Source organism: Vibrio quintilis, assembly GCF_024529975.1.
Classification (GTDB): domain Bacteria; phylum Pseudomonadota; class Gammaproteobacteria; order Enterobacterales; family Vibrionaceae; genus Vibrio; species Vibrio quintilis.
On the sequence record NZ_AP024897.1, the window covers coordinates 1,716,850 to 1,733,466 of the forward strand.

Consider the following 16,617-nt stretch of genomic DNA (forward strand, 5'->3'; position numbering starts at 1 on the left):
ATCATTTATGAATCAAATCACCTTAAGCCTGTCATATGACAGGTTTTTTTTTGACCGGAAAGCCGGGTTTTGTAAAGCAAAGTAAAGACGAAAGTAAAGAAAGGTAAGGTCAGTTTTTTTTATGCGGTCATCATGCGATATTGTTTTGGCAGACATGTTGTTTATATTGACACAATATCGTTGCGCGCCAGAATATTAATTCGTTGTAAGCCTCATCTGATAACGAAGTAATATTCTGATGTAACCGGAACCGGAGATCCTCCTCCTGGTATTGAAGGCGAAAGTTACGCTTGAATTGTTGCCGGACTCTGAATCCTCACACAATATTCAGAATCCGTCAGCGTTCAAAACCACATTTTATGTGGTCGGTTATTACCTTTTTTTATTTTAACACCACCACCGTTTGTTATAGACGGTGGTTTTTTTTTATCTGAAATCCGGGTAATCAGGATAAAATTTTGCCGGCATCAGAGCCGGCAAAGATAAAAGAAGCGATTAAAGGGGCTTGCGGACATGAATCTGCCGAAAGTCAGCTTTTTCAGCCTTTGTTGTGGAACTGCTCACAGGCCAGCATGGTATTTTCAATCAGAGTCGCGACTGTCATCGGCCCGACACCGCCGGGAACCGGCGTGATATAGCTTGCTTTCTCACTGGCAATATCATATTCAATATCCCCGGAGAGTTTGCCATTGTCTAAACGGTTAATACCGACATCAATGACAACAGCCCCGTCTTTAATCCATTCTCCCGGAATAAAGTTTGGCTTACCAACAGCCACGACCAGCAAATCGGCCTGACGGACATGACTTTCCAGATCACGGGTAAAGCGGTGACAGGTGGTTGTGGTACAGCCTTGCAGCAGCAGCTCCATTGTCATCGGGCGGCCGACAATATTGGAAGCACCAACCACAACCGCATGTTTGCCCCGCAGCTCGATATTGTATCTTTCCATCAGGGTAATGATCCCTTTCGGCGTACAGGAGCGAAGCTTCGGAATACGCTGTGCAAGCCGTCCGACATTATAAGGGTGGAATCCATCGACATCTTTTTCAGGGAGAATCCGTTCAAGAACCTGTGTTGCATCAAGGCCGGCCGGTAAAGGCAACTGAACCAGAATACCATCAATCTCAGAGTCTGCGTTGAGTTGATCAACTAAATCCAGCAGGGCTTGCTGAGAGGTATTTAATGGCAGGTCAAATGATTTAGAAACAAAACCGACTTCATCGCAAGCCCGGCGTTTGCTGCCGACATAGACCTGAGACGCCGGATCATCACCAACCAGAATTACAGCCAGACCTGGTGCACGTAATCCGGCTTCTGTCCGGGCTTTCACGCGGGCCGCGACTTCAGAGCGAACAGTTTGGGAAATCAGTTTTCCATCAATAATCTGTGCAGTCATAAGTATCCATCATTTTTTTTATCAGGAAGAAACATTCTCGGGTTTTATTCTTGGGTAGAAACGCGCGCATTGTCGCAGATCTTTAGCATAACATCCACAGGCAAACGTTTGCCTGTGTATTTTTTTCGCAGAAAATATAAGAAATGCTAAATTTTTAGGCACTTAGAATGTTAAACAGAATAAATTCGTTGATTTACGTTTTTTAACTCGTATAATTCCCTCCCGTAACGCGCCCTTAGCTCAGCTGGATAGAGCACGTGCCTTCTAAGCATGTGGTCACAGGTTCGAATCCTGTAGGGCGCGCCACTTATTTCAGGCCCCAGCATCATTTGATGCTGGGGCTTTTTCATTTCTGCTTTGCAGCTCAGCCCGCAGCGGGATTTTGCGGGCTTATTTTCGTCGCGGAAAGCCACTGTTTTGGGTGCAAAAAATCTGGTAGATTTTGAAGTGCAGATTTTATTTATGTAAATCAGTGATCTACAATCAGAGTGTTCCCCGTATGTACGGGGATGAACCGCTATGCAATGGGGCATGAATCCTTTCTCTGTGGTGTTCCCCGTATGTACGGGGATGAACCGAGTAATCAGTTTGAGGCGGATTACTTCGAACAGTGTTCCCCGTATGTACGGGGATGAACCGAGAGTCAATCAGACAAGATAGTCCAACAATCAGTGTTCCCCGTATGTACGGGGATGAACCGCTGGTTCAGTGCCTTGGGCGGGATAGGTTCTTGTGTTCCCCGTACATACGGGGATGAACCGAATATTCACGCTGGTCTGGAATACCATTCAATGTGTTTCCCTGACATCGCTGTGATTGTGTTGAGTCTGATATGTATTCCCACGCAGGAGCGTGGGAACAATTCAATATCCGAAGCTTTCAGAAAGTGTTCCCCGTACATACCGGGAAACCCTGGAACAGGCAAATTCAGGATGAATTTGAGGTTTTGTGCGCATGGATGCGCTTACAAAACCGATCCGGCCAGCACGCACCAAAAGGCGTTTCCGGATACGCTTTCCGCCGGGAAAGGGTATCTGGGGCGCGTGCGACAGAAGCCGCCGGGATCAGTAAGACGAATCAGCGCACCAAATATTCCACAGCTGCCAGCATCTTCCGGGGAAAGATAAAGTATCAGCAGTTACGGCACGGCATGACCTTTTGAAGCCGTCCATATTCTGAACCATTGCTCCCGGCTTAACTCAATATTCAGTGCGTCAACGGCCGCTTTGACCCTCTCGATCTTTCCCGAGCCGATAATGGGTAATGGTTTCGAAGGTAAACGTCTGACCCATGCGTAGACGACCTGATCAACCGATGATGCACCGACTTCCTGTTTGATGGCTTCAAGTTCATCACGAACACGCTGACACTGCGCACTATCATCTGAAAACAGTCGTCCCCCGGCCAGACATGACCATGCCATCGGACGAACCGAATGCGTTTGTAACAAATCCAGAGTGCCATCGTGGACGACATCAAAATTCAGTGGATTGATTTCTACCTGATTGGTGGCCAGTGGAAATGTCAGCCGCGATTGCAGCAGTTCAAACTGGCGTGGTGAAAAGTTAGATACTCCAAAATGACTGACTTTTCCTGCCTGCTTTAACCTGGAAAAAGCCCCGGCCACTTCTCCGGCATCCATCAGCACATCCGGGCGGTGGATCAGCAGCAAATCGATGTGTTCTGTCTGTAACCGGCGCAGCGAGTTCTCCACAGATTCAATGATATGCTGTTCACTGGTGTCATAGTAATTCACCTTGCGTTGAGGGAATTTATCCGAACAAAGCTGAATATCGCATTTGGTCACGATCTGGATTTGCTCACGAACTGATTTGTCCTGAGACAAAGCCTCACCAAATAAACGCTCGCACTCATAATTCCCATAAATATCAGCATGGTCAACTGTGGAAATACCTAAATCAAGATGCTGTTTCAAAAAGGACAAACGTTGCTGTGATGTCATCTGCCATTCCGCCAGACGCCAGTATCCCTGAATCAGTTCAGAACATACCGGTCCCTGAGGCGCAATTGCTACAGGTTCTGACTGAGCCGCTTTTGTTATCTCTGCCATTTTAGTGATTCTCTTTATGTTGTCGTCAACGAAAAACTGACACTTTGTCATATTTCCCGTGTTTTATATACCCAAGTGATCTCAAGATGCATCTTGAAATAAACAGGGGGAAACAGGGTGCCTGTCCCGGTAATGTCCCGGTAATATCAGCACTGCATCAGGATTACAGCGCCACCGGGCTGCTCACCGGCCAGCGCCTTGAGCTGTTCGGTACTCAAACGCTGCGTCAGTATCAATATGATGCAGGTGGACTTTTTATGTCTGGTTTCTGCCCGGTACAGCAATAGCCATTTTTTTGGTACAGAAAAGTTGGTAGATTTTGAAGTGCAGATTTTATTTATGTAAATCAGTGATCTACAATTAGAGTGTTCCCCGTACATACGGGGATGAACCGCAATTTTGCGCAAGATAAACGTGCTGATGCGTGTGTTCCCCGTACATACGGGAAACCCTGGAACAGGCAAATTCAGGATGAATTTGAGGTTTTGTGCGCATGGATGCGCTTACAAAACCGATCCGGCCAGCGCACACCAAAAGGCGTTTCCGGATACGCTTTCCGCCGGGAAAGGGTATCTGGGGCGCGTACACTGAAAGCTGCCTGGATCAGCAAGACGAATCAGCGCACCAAACATTCCACAACAGCCAGAATCTTCCGCTAAAAACAAACCAGCTCACTTCCTCCGGTCATTTCCCCGGTGATTACAATTGCGGCTGAACGACCACATACCCCTGCTTACCGGCCAGCGCTAAATACCAGGTCTGCTGGCTGACATAAAACACACGCTGATCAATCGTGACTTTTTTTACTTTTCCCGGAAGCTGGCTGACGATCGTGCCGGGCGACAGAGGATGCGTGGCCGTTGCAGTGTTCGCTGAACTTGTGGTTGCCGTCACTGTGGCCGGTTGAGTCGTGCTGGTTGTATTGGTGCTGCTTTCTTCGGCCGTGTTGACGATCACGGTTGTTTGCGGCGGCTGTGGTGCGCTGCCGACATACACATACCGGCGACCTTCATGACGATAGTATTGCCCGTTCACAACCGCATAAGTGATACCTGCGATGACGGAAAAGACCACACTCTCAGGTAAATGCGGTCCGTCAAAAAAGTCCGGGCCGTGCGGGTTGGGTACCGGTGAGCCGGGAAACCAGCCCGGATGGGGTGGATGATGCGGATGTTTGGGCGGACGGGCCTGCGCCGGCAGCGATATCATCAGAGAAAGAAACGCAGTAAAAACGATCTGCACCGGGGAAGAATGACATAAATGCACAGGGAATCTCATGACGGATGCTCCGTTGAAGGGACATATTTTCAATGTATCATATTCTGCCCGCCGGCTGATTTTTAACCGTGTAAAAGTATGTAAAACCTTCAGGTTGCCCGGGTCTGTTCTTTCTCTTCCGTTTCCCCGAATTCTGGCATCGACTTTGCCGCATTTTTGAGAGACTGCGTAAAGTGATGCAGCGACTGATGATGACGGATATTGGTTGGATAAGCGAAGCTGTAAGGGTAGTAAATCGCCGGTTCAAACGGCCGTGTTCCAACCCCGTTTCCGGCCCAGACCCTTGCTGCAAAAGGTTCCAGCACACCAACGGCTAAACCGGCGGCAATCATGGCATAACCGGTGTGGGAAGTATCAATGTACAGCCGTTTGATCAGCCGTGATTCGACCGCATCGAGTGCATGTTCTAATTTACTCCAGTAATTGAGATAAGAATCCTGAACCGTGAGTACGGATTCTCCGGTTAAATCTTCTGCGGTAATCACGGTTTTTTCCAGTAACGGGTGGCCTTGCCGGGCGGCAAAAACAAAGCGGGCATTGCCGATAAAAGTCTGTTCGATACCGCTCAGTGGCGGTAGCTGCAACCCGATCGCCAGATCGACTGCACTGGTCTGCAACCGCATCACAATTTCAGACATGCTGTCTGTATGCATAACCACGCGCTCATCCGGATAAAACTGACCGTGCTCTTTTAATGCGATTGGCAACAGGGTGCTGGCAATGGCCGATGTAGCCGAGATATTCAGCTCCTTCGGTTTGCGGTTGCGGATTTGCGACGCAACCGACGTCAGTTTCTCCAGGCCGAGAAAGCTCTCTTCGACAGAGCGGAAAAACTCTCCGGCTTCCGGTGTCGGATAGAGCCGGCCTTTTTTACGCTCGAATAAACTGAATCCCAGTGAATCTTCAAGGTCGCTGATCAGCCGGCTGACGGCTGGCTGAGTGACATGCATTTCTGCGGCAGCGGCTGATGTGGTGCCGCGTAACATAATGTGGCGGAACGCTTCTATCTGACGAAATTTCATATTGAATGGATTCTCCAGCCCTGCGGATATTTTTCTCCTTCAATCACCTTCAACCTGTCTCTTCAGGTGATTCGGGTATAAATTAATCAGCTTTAGTGTATAACATTTACTAATGAATGATGCATTAATATAAGTTGATAGTATGGCTTTTAGTTTGCAATATGTCATTATGATGTGACAAAGGGCAGGTCACACCGGCAGAGCGAAATCTGACTTAATTGACTGTGAAAACAAGGATGTAGCAGTGGCAGACTCATTGAAAACTCCCATTCTGTGCGTAGAAAATCTTTCGGTTGCCTTCGGCAAAACTCCGGTCGTTGAGAACCTGAGCTTTGCTGTGATGCCGGGACGCACGCTGGCGATTGTGGGCGAATCCGGTTCCGGTAAATCTGTGACGTCCCAATCGGTGATGCGGCTGGCGGATATTCATGGTGCGGCTTATACCTCGGGCCGGATCCTTTATTCGGGCAGCGGAAGTGAAGTGGATTTACTGGCGTTGTCTCAACAGGAAATGCGCCGTTTTCGCGGCAAAGAGATCGCGATGATTTTTCAGGAGCCGATGACTTCCCTGAATCCGGTTTTTACTATCGGCGATCAGCTATGCGAATCTCTCCTTCTGCACGAACAATGCTCTAAAGCAGAAGCATTGCAGGAAAGCCAGCGCCTGCTGGAGCTGGTCCGGCTGCCCGATGCCAGAGACCTGCTTGCCCGTTATCCTCATCAGCTGTCCGGTGGAATGCGTCAACGGGTGATGATTGCGATGGCACTGGCCTGTAAACCTAAAATTCTGATTGCTGATGAGCCGACGACCGCGCTGGATGTCACGATTCAGGCACAGATTCTGTCGATTATTAAAGAGTTGCAGGCATCCCTGGATATGTCGGTGGTTTTTATCACGCATGATATGGGGGTGGTTGCCGAAATTGCCGATGATGTGGTGGTGATGTGGCAGGGTAAAAAAGTGGAGCAGGGCAAAGTGGCCGATGTATTTCAGCGCCCGGCCCATGCTTATACACAAACGTTGTTGTCCGCCGTTCCCCGGCTGGGTTGCATGCTGGGGCGAAGCAATCCTTACCGTTTTCCGGTGACGGTGATGGATGAGGGTCGTCCGGTTATGATCGGTGAGGAAGCTGAACAGAATACTGCCCGCTACGATGAACCGCCGTTGCTGAGTGTTGAACAGCTGGTCACGCGCTTTGATACGAAGAAAAATTTCTGGGGCAGGGTGACTCACCGGGTCCATGCCGTGGAACAGGTCAGCTTTGAGATTTATCCGGGTGAAACCGTGGCGCTGGTCGGAGAATCCGGCTCCGGTAAGTCGACAATCGGCCGTACCATTCAGCAACTTCAGACGGCGACCCGAGGCACAATTCGTTTCAACGGCCAGGTTATGAGCACCTTATCAGAGCCGGAGAAACGCGCACTCAAGCGCGATATTCAGTATATCTTTCAGGACCCGTTTGCCTCACTCGATCCCCGCAAAACTGTTGGCTTTTCGATTGCCGAGCCCATCCGCACCCACAAATTGTTTGCAACAGAAGTACAGATTCAGCAGCGGGTCAGCCAGTTGCTGGAACGGGTCGGGCTGTTGGCAGAACATGCCGGACGTTATCCGCATGAATTTTCCGGCGGTCAGCGTCAGCGGATCTGTATTGCCAGAGCACTGGCTTGTGAGCCAAAACTGATTATCGCGGATGAAGCCTTATCCGCGCTGGATGTCACCATTCAGGCACAAATTATCAATCTGCTGATGGAATTACAGCAGGAATTCGGCATTGCTTACCTGTTTATCAGCCACGACATGGCTGTGGTGGAAAAGATGAGCCACCGGGTGGTGGTGCTGTATCTGGGGCAGATTGCCGAGATGGGCTCCCGTGCGCAGATTTTTGATACGCCGCAGCATACGTATACCCGGCGGCTGCTCAGTGCTGTGCCGGTCGCTGACCCGGCGCATCAACCGCAGCGGGAACTGTTAAGCGGCGAGATTCCCAGCCCGGTCCGCCGGGTGGACGATCCACCGCAGGTGCTGAGATATGACGAAGTGAATCCCGGACATTTCGTTGCCGCAGCGGATAGCTAATCAATCAAATCAGGTTCCCTATGGATGGGATACGCCAGACCATGACTAAATGGAGAGTCGTTCATGATCAAATATAAACCAAAACATCTGCTTCAATCGCTTACACTGGCTGCCGGGCTGAGCTGTTCCGCCCTGAGTATGGCAGCCGGAACGCTGACGGTATCCTCACCGCAGGATCCGGGCAGCTGGGATCCGATTGATACGTTTCTGGTCAACTGGGCATCGGTTGCCACCAACATTTATGATGCGCTGATATACCGGGGGCCGGATCTGAAACTACAGCCCGGCCTGGCAACGTCGTGGCAGGAACTGGATCACGGGAAACGGCTCCGCTTTGAACTGCGCCATCATGTGACGTTTCACAATGGTGAACCTTTCAATGCACAAGCGGTGAAATTTACCTTTGATCGCCTGTTGGGTGCGGAAGGAAAGAAAGGCCCGCAACGCTCGAATTATTCGGTGATTGACCATGTGACTGTGGTGGATGACGATACCGTGGATTTCTTCCTGAAAAAGACTGACCCGGTACTGCTGACCAAGCTGGCCGGTTATGGTGCGATGATTGTGCCACCGAAGTATATTCAGGAAAAAGGGGACGCATATTTTAATACGCATCCGGTCGGCACCGGCCCGTTTCAGTTTGCAGGTTATCAGCCCAAAGTCGGGATTCAGCTCAAAGCGTATCCGGGTTTCTGGGGCGACAAGGCGAAACTGTCTGAGCTGAACTACCGGTTTATTCCGGAACCATCCACGGCTGTGGCCGAATTACAGGCCGGGCGGGTGGATCTGGTGATTCCGCTAACCATTCCCATTGCGATGATTCCAACGATTCAAGCCAGTGCGAAACTGGATGTGGTCACGGCCAAAGGCCCGGCGGTGTATGCGCTGCGGTTTAATACTCAATCCGGCGTAACCAAAGATGTGCGGGTCAGAAAAGCGATGATTTACGGTGTTGACCGCCAGGCGATTATTGATTCAATTCTCGGCGGGCAGGCATCTGCGATCGCCAGCTTCCAGAGCCCGGTAACCTTTGGTAATGATCCGGCGATGAAACCCTTGCCTTATGATCCGGCCAAAGCGAAGCAGTTGCTCAAAGCTGCGGGTGTCAGACCGGGAACCCAAGTGCAGATCGATATCCGTGGTAATAATGCCACTTTTAATGAAGTCGCTCAGGCGGTGGCTGGTTATCTGCAAATGGTCGGGCTGAATGCCACCATCAAACCGTATGAAACCAATGTGTTGCTGGATGATATTATTCCGTCCGGAAAAACCGGGGCTATGTTCCAGCAATCCTGGGGTGGCTGGACGTTCGACTATGACAATACGGCCTACTTTATGTACCACACCGGTGAGAAGTGGAACCCGTATGACAGCGACCCGCAGCTGGACAAATTACTGGAGTCACAGCGTTCGATGACTGATCAGGTCAAACGGAAAGCCATTTTACAGTCAATTGCACACTACACCGCCGATCAGGCGCTGGAAATGCCGCTGTACAACATCAATGAAATTTTCGGGATTTCAAAACGGGTGAAGCACTTTATACCGGCTCCGGACAGCCGTCTGCGTCTGAATGAAGTCACGGTTGAGTAAGTCTTTCCTGCCGTTTCTGACGGTTTGTCACCGGCCTGCGATGCCGGTGGCAGACAAATGTCTGACGGCAGTTGGCGCTGAAAGGATACATCATGATTAATTTTTTACTGAAGCGGCTGCTTCAGGCCGTTTTTGTCTTTTTTGCGATTACGCTGGTGGTGGCTTATGCCATCCGTTTAACCGGCGACCCGGCGCTGATGCTGACGCAGGGCGCAGGCAGTATCACTGAGGCCGACCTGAACTTAATCCGGGAATCTCTGGGTCTGAACCGGCCGTTTCTGGTGCAGTATGCGGATTTTATTCACGGCATTTTTACCGGCGATTTCGGCCTCAGCTTTATGGGAGGCACACCGGTTTCACAGCTGATCGCACAGGCCCTGCCCGCAACGCTGTTGCTGGCTGTGATTGTGATGGTTGTTTCTTCGCTGATTTCGGTTCCGCTGGGCATTAAAGCCGCCGTCAGCCGGGGCAAATGGGCGGACCAGCTGATTCGGGTGACTTCGCTCATCGGGCTCTCTTTTCCTAATTTCTGGCTGGCACTCATGCTGGTGCTGTTCTTTTCTATCTGGTTACAGTGGCTTCCCCCAAGCGGCATGAGTGACCCGGCCAGCTTTATTTTACCTGCGGTGACCATGGCTGTGATCCTGACCGCGACGAATGTGCGTCTGGTCCGTTCTTCGATGCTGGAAACCCTGCAGGCGCAGTATGTGATGGTGGCACGTGCTAAAGGACTGAGTGAAACCAAAGTCTTGTACAAACATGCATTGCGTAACTGTGCGGTGCCGCTGATTACTTACTTTGGCCTGCAGTTTGGCGGCCTGCTGGGTGGCATTGTGGTGATTGAACGGGTATTTAACTGGCCGGGGCTCGGCACTCTGGCTTTTGATGCCGTCAGCAGCCGGGATTATCCGGTGCTTCAGGCGGTCATTACTGTATTGTCCATGCTGATTGTCGGCGTGAACCTGCTGGTTGATATCGCTTATGGCCTGATTGACCCGCGTATCAGAACGGAGTAACTGCGATGACATCGACTTCTTCTCTGTCTTCCCGGTATAAAAATCCTGAATTTATCGTTGGTGTTCTGTTAACCGGTGGCATGGTGTTGCTGGTTCTGTTGTCCGGCGTGATATTTCAGGGCGCTGCAGACAAAATTAATCTGACCGTCCGGTTGTTGCCTCCCTTTTCTGATGCCGCACATCTGTTGGGAACCGACCCGTTGGGCCGGGATGTGTTTGCCCGGGTCATTTCCGGGGGCGCGGTTTCTTTGCAAGTCGGGCTGCTGTCGGTATTGGGTGCAGTGATTTTTGGGGTGCTGATGGGGCTGATCTCCGGTTATTTCCGCGGGTTCTGGGATGTTTTCGTGATGCGCTTTGCTGATATACAGCTGGCGTTACCCTTTATTCTGCTGGCGATCACCTTTATTGCAATTGTCGGTGGCGGGCTGACGAATATGATCATTTTGCTGATTGTTTCCCAGTGGGTGCAGTATGCCCGTCTGGTGCGGGGTTCCGTACTGGCACTGCGTGACCGGGAGTTTATTCAGTCGGCTCATGCAATAGGTGTCAGCCATTTCCGGATTATCTTCAGCCATCTGCTGCCAAATTTAATCGGCCCGGTGATTGTGCTGATGACGCTGAATGTCGCTAATAATATTTTGCTGGAAAGCAGCCTGACTTTTTTGGGGTTGGGTGTTGATCCGCTGACACCCAGCTGGGGTGGCATGCTGGCCGACGGACGGACGTATATTCAGACCGCCTGGTGGGTGAGCCTGTTTCCCGGTATGGCAATTTTACTGACGGTACTGGGGCTGAACCTGCTGGGAGACTGGCTGCGGGATGTGCTGGATCCGGCCGGGAGAACCAGCCGATGACCCAGCTGCTTTCACTGACGATTCCATCCACATCCGACACGCTTATCACACAGCTGACGACCCTGTATGATGCGCAGCATCAGATTCAGCTGTGGCTTTTTGCTGACCGGGAAACCCGCAGACAAATGCAGGCGGCGCTGGCAGAGCAGGGTATCCGGGCTGACATCTATAGCGCTTACAAGCCCCTGACGGACTTTTTTATCCGTCATGGACTGACTGAAAACTCTGAGTTTCTCGGTGATTCAGGCAGTCATGACTCTGTGAGGTTGCCTGAATCTGACCTGTCTGAGATACAGCAGATTGAGGTGATTTATCCGCAGAGCCCGTTCGCTTCGCCGCGACGTTTTTTGCTCGAAGCGTATCCGCTGGCCGGGATGGCGGAAAGGCTGTCTTTTGTTGCGGGTGTTGCGGGGACAGGCGGTGTTGCGGGGACAGGCACTGTTACCGGGGACAGGCACTGTTACGGCAGTGGTGGGGGTACGGGGACAGACACTTCGGGCGATATTACTTCGGGGGATATTACAGGGACAGACACCTCAGATACATCAGGCCAGCCGGGGGACAGCGGTTGTGTGTGGTATCAGGTGGTGCTTCATTTTTCCACAGGGCAGACTGAAACGGTGCAGGTGTTTGCACCGAACCACGTCACTCCGGCGATGAATGGCGAACTTCAGCTCAGCCCGACCGGTTGGATAAAGGTGTTTACCAGGGAGGGCGAATGTCTCCGCAATGAGCGAATCGTCACCGATTTTGAACAGACGTACCAGGCCGTAATGGATACGGTGGCTTCTGCATCGTGGCCGTTGCAGCCACCTTACTTTGAGCGCCTGTTTATCAGCGTTCAGGTGCCGGTTGTGGATGAGCCTGTCGGTTATAGCAATGAAGTGATCAGCCTGAAAGAGGCGCTGCATGAGGATATTTATCTCTCCCTGCAGGAATGGTTTAAGCTGCAGGAAGGGAAGACACTGGATGCGCGGGACAGTCAGCCAGGGCAAATTGTGCCGGATATTACTCACTCAGCAACCGGTAATTATCATATTGCGGTCACGACGGGGTTATATTCACCGGCAGACTGGGATCAGACTGCACAGCCTTTAGACCGGGCAATCCGGCCTTTGACGCTTCATCAGGTCACACAGACGTTGGCTGATTTTCCCGGTCAGTCGCTGAGTGCGGCTACCTGTACCGGCAGACAGGTACAGGCGAAATATATTCAGGGGCGTGATAGGGCGGTGATGATCAGTGGCGGTCAGCATGCCAATGAAACTTCGGGCGTGGTGGGCGCACTCCGGGCAGCGACTTTGCTGGCAGAGAGGCCGGATGCACATTTTGTGATTTCTCCGCTGGAAAACCCGGATGGTTACGCACTGCATCAGCAACTGATTCAGAATAATCCGCATCACATGCATCATGCGGCGAGATATACGGCGCTCGGCGATGATCTGGAGTACCGGGCTGGTGAACCCTGGTTTGAAAAAGCCATCCGCAGACAGGCTGTGGAAGTCACTCAGGCGCAGCTGCACATTAATTTACATGGCTATCCGGCCCATGAATGGACCCGGCCGCTTTCCGGTTATGTGCCACAGGGGTTTGATATGTGGACGATTCCCAAAGGTTTCTTTTTGATTATCCGCTATCAGGATGAACCGTTCTGGGCGGATTATGCGGAGCAGTTTATTCAGGCGCTGACCCGTAAGCTCAACGATTACCCAGCGGTGATGCAGATGAACCTGCGGCAGATCGCATTGTATGAGCAACATGCCGGTGAGCATGGTTTCCGGATCGTCAATCAGTATCCCTGCCTGATTTCAGCGGTCACTGACCCGGAGGTTCCGTTACAACTGATTACGGAATATCCGGATGAAACCATTTACGAACAAGCTTTTATCGATGCTCATGAGATACAGATGGCAACAGTGCTGGCAGCTTATGATGTGCATCAGTCTTTGAGTTAGCTAGAATTAGAGTGTTCCCCGTATGTACGGGGAAACCGAAGAAGCAGAAAGAAGCAAGAAGCAGGGACATACACTTTAACTCACTTCCACGGGGCAACTGGGGTGCCTGTCCCGGTAATCCTCGGTAATCCTCCGGTAATCCCGCCCTCAACCGAACAATGATTTTCTTATTGAGGAAATAGTGACGGTTTATTATTCATTGATTGTTTTCTGATGGTGAAACAGTGAAAAATAAGTGCTTTCCGGATCATTTCATTGAGAAAGTCCGATTTTGAAAAATGATGGGTATAGTGAAGAAGGGATTAAAAGGAAATCCCATGAATACGTTGCTTGCTGAAGTTGTTTTTTACTTTTTGTAATTGCTCTGGCGGGCCAAACCACAGGCATCGTTTTCTCTCCAGATTTGTGCACAGTTTCAGGTATTCGGTCGGGTTGAGTGACAGACGCGAAAGAATGTCTGGCTGATGCGATTCAATATAACCTGGTTTATCGTCTCTGATTTGTCGTCCGGCCCAATCAAGCCATTTCAGATAATCCATCAGCCGGAATGGAATACCTTCCGGTTGGCTCTGATTTACGTAGCCGGTAAAGGGAAACAGCCCGGAAGGTGTCGGCTCATTTTGCGCAAGGCTATCGAGTCGTTTTTTAACGGAAGTATGCTCAGAGGTTTCAGGTGTCGGGTTGATTTTTGCCCGGACAGGGTTGAGGTCAACATACGTCATGGCTGCCAGTAATGATTTTTCATCCAGCAGTGCCTGAGATTTAAATCGCCCTTCCCAGAAATGTCCGGTGCAGCCATCTTCCTGATTAGCCTGTTTTGCGATATCGAAATTCAGCTCTTTCATGAACCAACTGAGGGAATAAAGACGTTGACGCCATTTCTCAACCAGAGCTTCACATTGCCGGCCTTCAGCTGAAGTAAGCGGTGCGTGTATATAGCGCTGAATCAGTAGCGGGAGCTGATGCTCACTTCCCCAGCGTTCAATCACTTCGATATTGGACAGTTGATTTGCTTTAGCCGGGTTGAGATGAATGACCAGATGATAATGATTGCTCATCACAGCATAAGCGCAGATATCGATACAATAAACCTGAGCCAGCTTCAGAATTCGTTCTTCAACCCACTGACGCCGGTGTTCATAGGATTTTCCGGAAATTTTATCTTCACCACACAGAAAAGAACGCCGGACACAGCGGGAAACACAATGGTAGTAAGGTGTGATATCAAGAGAGACTTTTTGTGCTCTGGGTGTCGTCATGGTGCTGTCATGTGATTGGTGATGTTGTAATTATGTCTGATTAGACAAAGAGTTAAACAGTTTTTTATGTTCAGTCATGACATCTGCGATGGCTCAGTCAATGTGAATGAAATCTGGTGTTGTTTCAGTATGACAGTTTAAGTTTTGAGTTAGGGTGAGTTAGGGTGCCTGTCCCGGCAATGTCCCGTCGGTCCCGGCAATGCCGGTGCGATCAAAAAGAGCCACTTCAGTGAAGTGACTCCGGGTTAGCTTAGTTTAGAACAATGTCTTATTCCGGTACTTCTACCTTCATCGTGGTGACTCCACCGACAGAAGCATGAATAGTGAGCAGCTTGTTCAGGTAAAGTAACACCTCACGCGCATTCTGATTGTTTTGGTCTGTCTCATTGAGATAATCCTCAAGCTGAATCAGATATTCGCGGGCTTTCTGGGAAAAGTGTGGATCGTAAGTGATTGTTGCAGGCATAAGTGCCTCCGTGTGGGTCATTGAAAAAAATAATCGCCACCACACTGGTTCCAAACAGAGGGGGGTGAACTGATCGAGGTTGGAACTACCGTACACACGGACACGGCCTGACCGAAGTCAGCCTCTCACAGTCCACCATAATTTCTGAAATGACTCTGGCTATTAAACAGTCAAAATCACAAAAATCAGGTATGTAAAAACTGCATATAAAAAACCAGCATCAAAGCTGAGCATTTATATATGCCGTGTGCGAAGTATCGAGGTTCCAAACTCGTCACCGGATTTGGCCGGTGAGCGGGTAGCATAATCCTGGTGGGTTTGAGAGTCAATTATGGATGAATTGTTGTAGGAAAAAGCTGCTTTTTGGGGTGCAAAAAAGTTGGTAGATTTTGAAGTGCAGATTTTATTTATGCAAATCAGTGATCTACAATTAGAGTGTTCCCCGTACATACGGGGATGAACCGCTGAACACGTTATCAGATGGCGTAACAGAGCGGTGTTCCCCGTACATACGGGGATGAACCGTGAGTCAGATTCAGACCGCCAGTTGCTGCGGGGTGTTCCCCGTACATACGGGGATGAACCGCGGCAACGATTGGATTGAAATTACTGAAACTGGTGTTCCCCGTACATACGGGGATGAACCGACTCAACAACATCTGCCGGAACAAATATTGTTGTGTTCCCCGTACATACGGGGATGAACCGAACGGTAACTCGCAGCGGTTGGATGAGATGCAGTGTTCCCCGTACATACGGGGATGAACCGGACAGCGAAATGCAGCAGGGCTTAATCACTATGTGTTCCCCGTACATACGGGGATGAACCGCAGGCTGCCGGGCCTGTTCTGGGTGGGATTTTGTGTTCCCCGTACATACGGGGATGAACCGCAGCGCCGAGCACGATCCCCAAATCAGGCAACGTGTTCCCCGTACATACGGGGATGAACCGATGGCCAGATCACTATCAAGAAAAGCAATTCGGTGTTCCCCGTACACACGGGGAAACCCTATAACAGGCAAATTCAGGATGAATTTGAGGTTTTGTGCGCATGGATGCGCTTACAAAACCGCTCCGGCCAGCGCGCACCAAAAGGCGTTTCCGGATACGCTTTCCGCCGGGAAAGGGTATCTGGGGCGCGTGCACCATGAGCCGCCTGGATCATCAAAACAAATTAGCGCACCAAATATTCCACGATAGCCAGAATCTTCCGGGCAACAGCCAGTTGCCAGTTAGGGTGCCTGTCCCGGTAATGCCGGTAATGCCTCCTTAGGGTGTCTGTCCTGGTAATGCTGTAATGCTGTTGCGGTGTCTGTCCCGGTAATGCTTCCCGGTACCATGAGCCGCCTGGATCATCAAAACAAATTAGCGCACCAAATATTCCACGATAGCCAGAATCTTCCGGGCAACAGCCAGTTGCCAGTTAGGGTGCCTGTCCCGGTAATGCCCCGGTAATGCCTCCTTAGGGTGTCTGTCCTGGTAATGCTGTTGCGGTGTCTGTCCCGGTAATGCTTCCCGGTAATGGGGTGTCCCGGAAATGAAAAAAGCCGTCTATTCCGGCAAAAAACCGTATCAGTTTCATATTTGTCTATACTTTGCTCATTACGCAACGAATTGGTTAGG

General features: G+C 50.5%; 14 protein-coding genes, 1 tRNA gene and 2 CRISPR repeat arrays. Of the genes, 9 read left to right on the top strand and 6 right to left on the bottom strand.

Features of this window, described 5'->3' with window-relative positions:
- Positions 1-538 precede the first annotated feature (538 nt).
- Positions 539-1,399 (bottom strand): bifunctional methylenetetrahydrofolate dehydrogenase/methenyltetrahydrofolate cyclohydrolase FolD, encoded by an 861-nt coding sequence (gene folD, locus OC443_RS08155; RefSeq protein WP_073585765.1) that lies wholly within the window; start codon positions 1,397-1,399, stop codon positions 539-541.
- A gap of 229 nt (positions 1,400-1,628) precedes the next feature.
- Between folD and OC443_RS08160 the strand changes: the two genes are divergently transcribed.
- Positions 1,629-1,705: transfer RNA gene (locus OC443_RS08160), tRNA-Arg, on the top strand.
- Between the two features lie 182 nt (positions 1,706-1,887).
- A CRISPR array of direct repeats spans positions 1,888-2,160; the repeat unit is 29 nt; unit sequence GTGTTCCCCGTATGTACGGGGATGAACCG.
- 71 nt (positions 2,161-2,231) lie between these two features.
- Complete coding sequence (locus OC443_RS08165; protein WP_143169420.1) at positions 2,232-2,561, top strand: hypothetical protein; 330 nt, start codon at positions 2,232-2,234, stop codon at positions 2,559-2,561.
- Here the strand turns inward: OC443_RS08165 and OC443_RS08170 are convergent.
- Complete coding sequence (locus OC443_RS08170; protein ID WP_073585763.1) at positions 2,538-3,470, bottom strand: aldo/keto reductase; 933 nt, start codon at positions 3,468-3,470, stop codon at positions 2,538-2,540. The genes OC443_RS08165 and OC443_RS08170 overlap by 24 nt on opposite strands.
- Positions 3,471-3,556: 86 nt before the next feature.
- Here OC443_RS08170 and OC443_RS08175 point away from each other — a divergent pair, with 86 nt between their 5' ends.
- Both OC443_RS08175 and OC443_RS08180 read left to right on the top strand, forming a co-directional pair.
- Positions 3,557-3,757 carry a hypothetical protein gene (locus OC443_RS08175; RefSeq protein WP_073585762.1) on the top strand — a complete coding sequence of 67 codons (201 nt, stop codon included), beginning with the start codon at positions 3,557-3,559 and terminating at the stop codon, positions 3,755-3,757.
- A 99-nt stretch (positions 3,758-3,856) separates the two neighbouring features.
- Entirely contained in the window at positions 3,857-4,129 is a 273-nt protein-coding gene (locus tag OC443_RS08180) for a hypothetical protein (protein WP_073585761.1), read from the top strand.
- 40 nt (positions 4,130-4,169) lie between these two features.
- On the opposite strand, the gene OC443_RS08185 is transcribed toward OC443_RS08180, so the two are convergent.
- On the bottom strand, positions 4,170-4,748 hold the full coding sequence (locus tag OC443_RS08185) for a DUF6515 family protein (RefSeq protein WP_073585760.1): 579 nt from the start codon (positions 4,746-4,748) through the stop codon (positions 4,170-4,172).
- An 89-nt stretch (positions 4,749-4,837) separates the two neighbouring features.
- Positions 4,838-5,770 carry a LysR family transcriptional regulator gene (locus tag OC443_RS08190; protein WP_073585759.1) on the bottom strand — a complete coding sequence of 311 codons (933 nt, stop codon included), beginning with the start codon at positions 5,768-5,770 and terminating at the stop codon, positions 4,838-4,840.
- A gap of 244 nt (positions 5,771-6,014) precedes the next feature.
- On the opposite strand from OC443_RS08190, the gene OC443_RS08195 reads away from it, so the two are divergent.
- The 5 genes from OC443_RS08195 (at position 6,015) to OC443_RS08215 (ending at position 13,268) form a co-directional block, all read left to right on the top strand.
- The gene (locus OC443_RS08195; RefSeq protein ID WP_073585758.1) at positions 6,015-7,850 is read left to right on the top strand and encodes an ABC transporter ATP-binding protein; all 1,836 of its coding nucleotides are present in this window, start codon (positions 6,015-6,017) and stop codon (positions 7,848-7,850) included.
- A 63-nt stretch (positions 7,851-7,913) separates the two neighbouring features.
- Complete coding sequence (locus OC443_RS08200; protein WP_073585757.1) at positions 7,914-9,443, top strand: ABC transporter substrate-binding protein; 1,530 nt, start codon at positions 7,914-7,916, stop codon at positions 9,441-9,443.
- A gap of 92 nt (positions 9,444-9,535) precedes the next feature.
- A complete protein-coding gene (locus OC443_RS08205) occupies positions 9,536-10,459 on the top strand; it encodes an ABC transporter permease (RefSeq protein ID WP_073585756.1) in 924 nt (307 codons plus the stop codon).
- Between the two features lie 5 nt (positions 10,460-10,464).
- Positions 10,465-11,313, top strand: a complete 849-nt coding sequence (locus tag OC443_RS08210) for an ABC transporter permease (RefSeq protein WP_073585755.1) — start codon at positions 10,465-10,467, stop codon at positions 11,311-11,313.
- On the top strand, positions 11,310-13,268 hold the full coding sequence (locus OC443_RS08215; RefSeq protein WP_073585754.1) for a M14 family metallopeptidase: 1,959 nt from the start codon (positions 11,310-11,312) through the stop codon (positions 13,266-13,268). The genes OC443_RS08210 and OC443_RS08215 overlap by 4 nt, the downstream gene beginning before the upstream one ends.
- A gap of 302 nt (positions 13,269-13,570) precedes the next feature.
- Here the strand turns inward: OC443_RS08215 and OC443_RS08220 are convergent, their stop codons facing one another.
- Both OC443_RS08220 and OC443_RS08225 read right to left on the bottom strand, forming a co-directional pair.
- Positions 13,571-14,527: a transposase gene (locus OC443_RS08220; RefSeq protein WP_083601750.1), complete on the bottom strand. Its 957-nt coding sequence runs from the start codon at positions 14,525-14,527 to the stop codon at positions 13,571-13,573.
- A gap of 268 nt (positions 14,528-14,795) precedes the next feature.
- Positions 14,796-14,993: a hypothetical protein gene (locus OC443_RS08225; protein ID WP_073585751.1), complete on the bottom strand. Its 198-nt coding sequence runs from the start codon at positions 14,991-14,993 to the stop codon at positions 14,796-14,798.
- A gap of 435 nt (positions 14,994-15,428) precedes the next feature.
- Positions 15,429-15,945: direct repeats of the CRISPR family, unit length 29 nt; unit sequence GTGTTCCCCGTACATACGGGGATGAACCG.
- Positions 15,946-16,617 lie beyond the last annotated feature (672 nt).

Excerpts from the sequence above, each read along its gene's own strand:
- OC443_RS08175 (WP_073585762.1), top strand. The coding sequence starts at position 3,557 with ATGCATCTTGAAATAAACAGGGGGAAACAGGGTGCCTGTCCCGGTAAT.
- OC443_RS08215 (WP_073585754.1), top strand. The coding sequence starts at position 11,310 with ATGACCCAGCTGCTTTCACTGACGATTCCATCCACATCCGACACGCTT.
- OC443_RS08165 (WP_143169420.1), top strand. The coding sequence starts at position 2,232 with ATGTATTCCCACGCAGGAGCGTGGGAACAATTCAATATCCGAAGCTTT.
- folD (WP_073585765.1), bottom strand. The coding sequence starts at position 1,399 with ATGACTGCACAGATTATTGATGGAAAACTGATTTCCCAAACTGTTCGC.
- OC443_RS08225 (WP_073585751.1), bottom strand. The coding sequence starts at position 14,993 with ATGCCTGCAACAATCACTTACGATCCACACTTTTCCCAGAAAGCCCGC.
- OC443_RS08180 (WP_073585761.1), top strand. The coding sequence starts at position 3,857 with ATGAACCGCAATTTTGCGCAAGATAAACGTGCTGATGCGTGTGTTCCC.
- OC443_RS08170 (WP_073585763.1), bottom strand. The coding sequence starts at position 3,470 with ATGGCAGAGATAACAAAAGCGGCTCAGTCAGAACCTGTAGCAATTGCG.
- OC443_RS08210 (WP_073585755.1), top strand. The coding sequence starts at position 10,465 with ATGACATCGACTTCTTCTCTGTCTTCCCGGTATAAAAATCCTGAATTT.
- OC443_RS08185 (WP_073585760.1), bottom strand. The coding sequence starts at position 4,748 with ATGAGATTCCCTGTGCATTTATGTCATTCTTCCCCGGTGCAGATCGTT.
- OC443_RS08190 (WP_073585759.1), bottom strand. The coding sequence starts at position 5,770 with ATGAAATTTCGTCAGATAGAAGCGTTCCGCCACATTATGTTACGCGGC.
- OC443_RS08205 (WP_073585756.1), top strand. The coding sequence starts at position 9,536 with ATGATTAATTTTTTACTGAAGCGGCTGCTTCAGGCCGTTTTTGTCTTT.
- OC443_RS08220 (WP_083601750.1), bottom strand. The coding sequence starts at position 14,527 with ATGACGACACCCAGAGCACAAAAAGTCTCTCTTGATATCACACCTTAC.
- OC443_RS08200 (WP_073585757.1), top strand. The coding sequence starts at position 7,914 with ATGATCAAATATAAACCAAAACATCTGCTTCAATCGCTTACACTGGCT.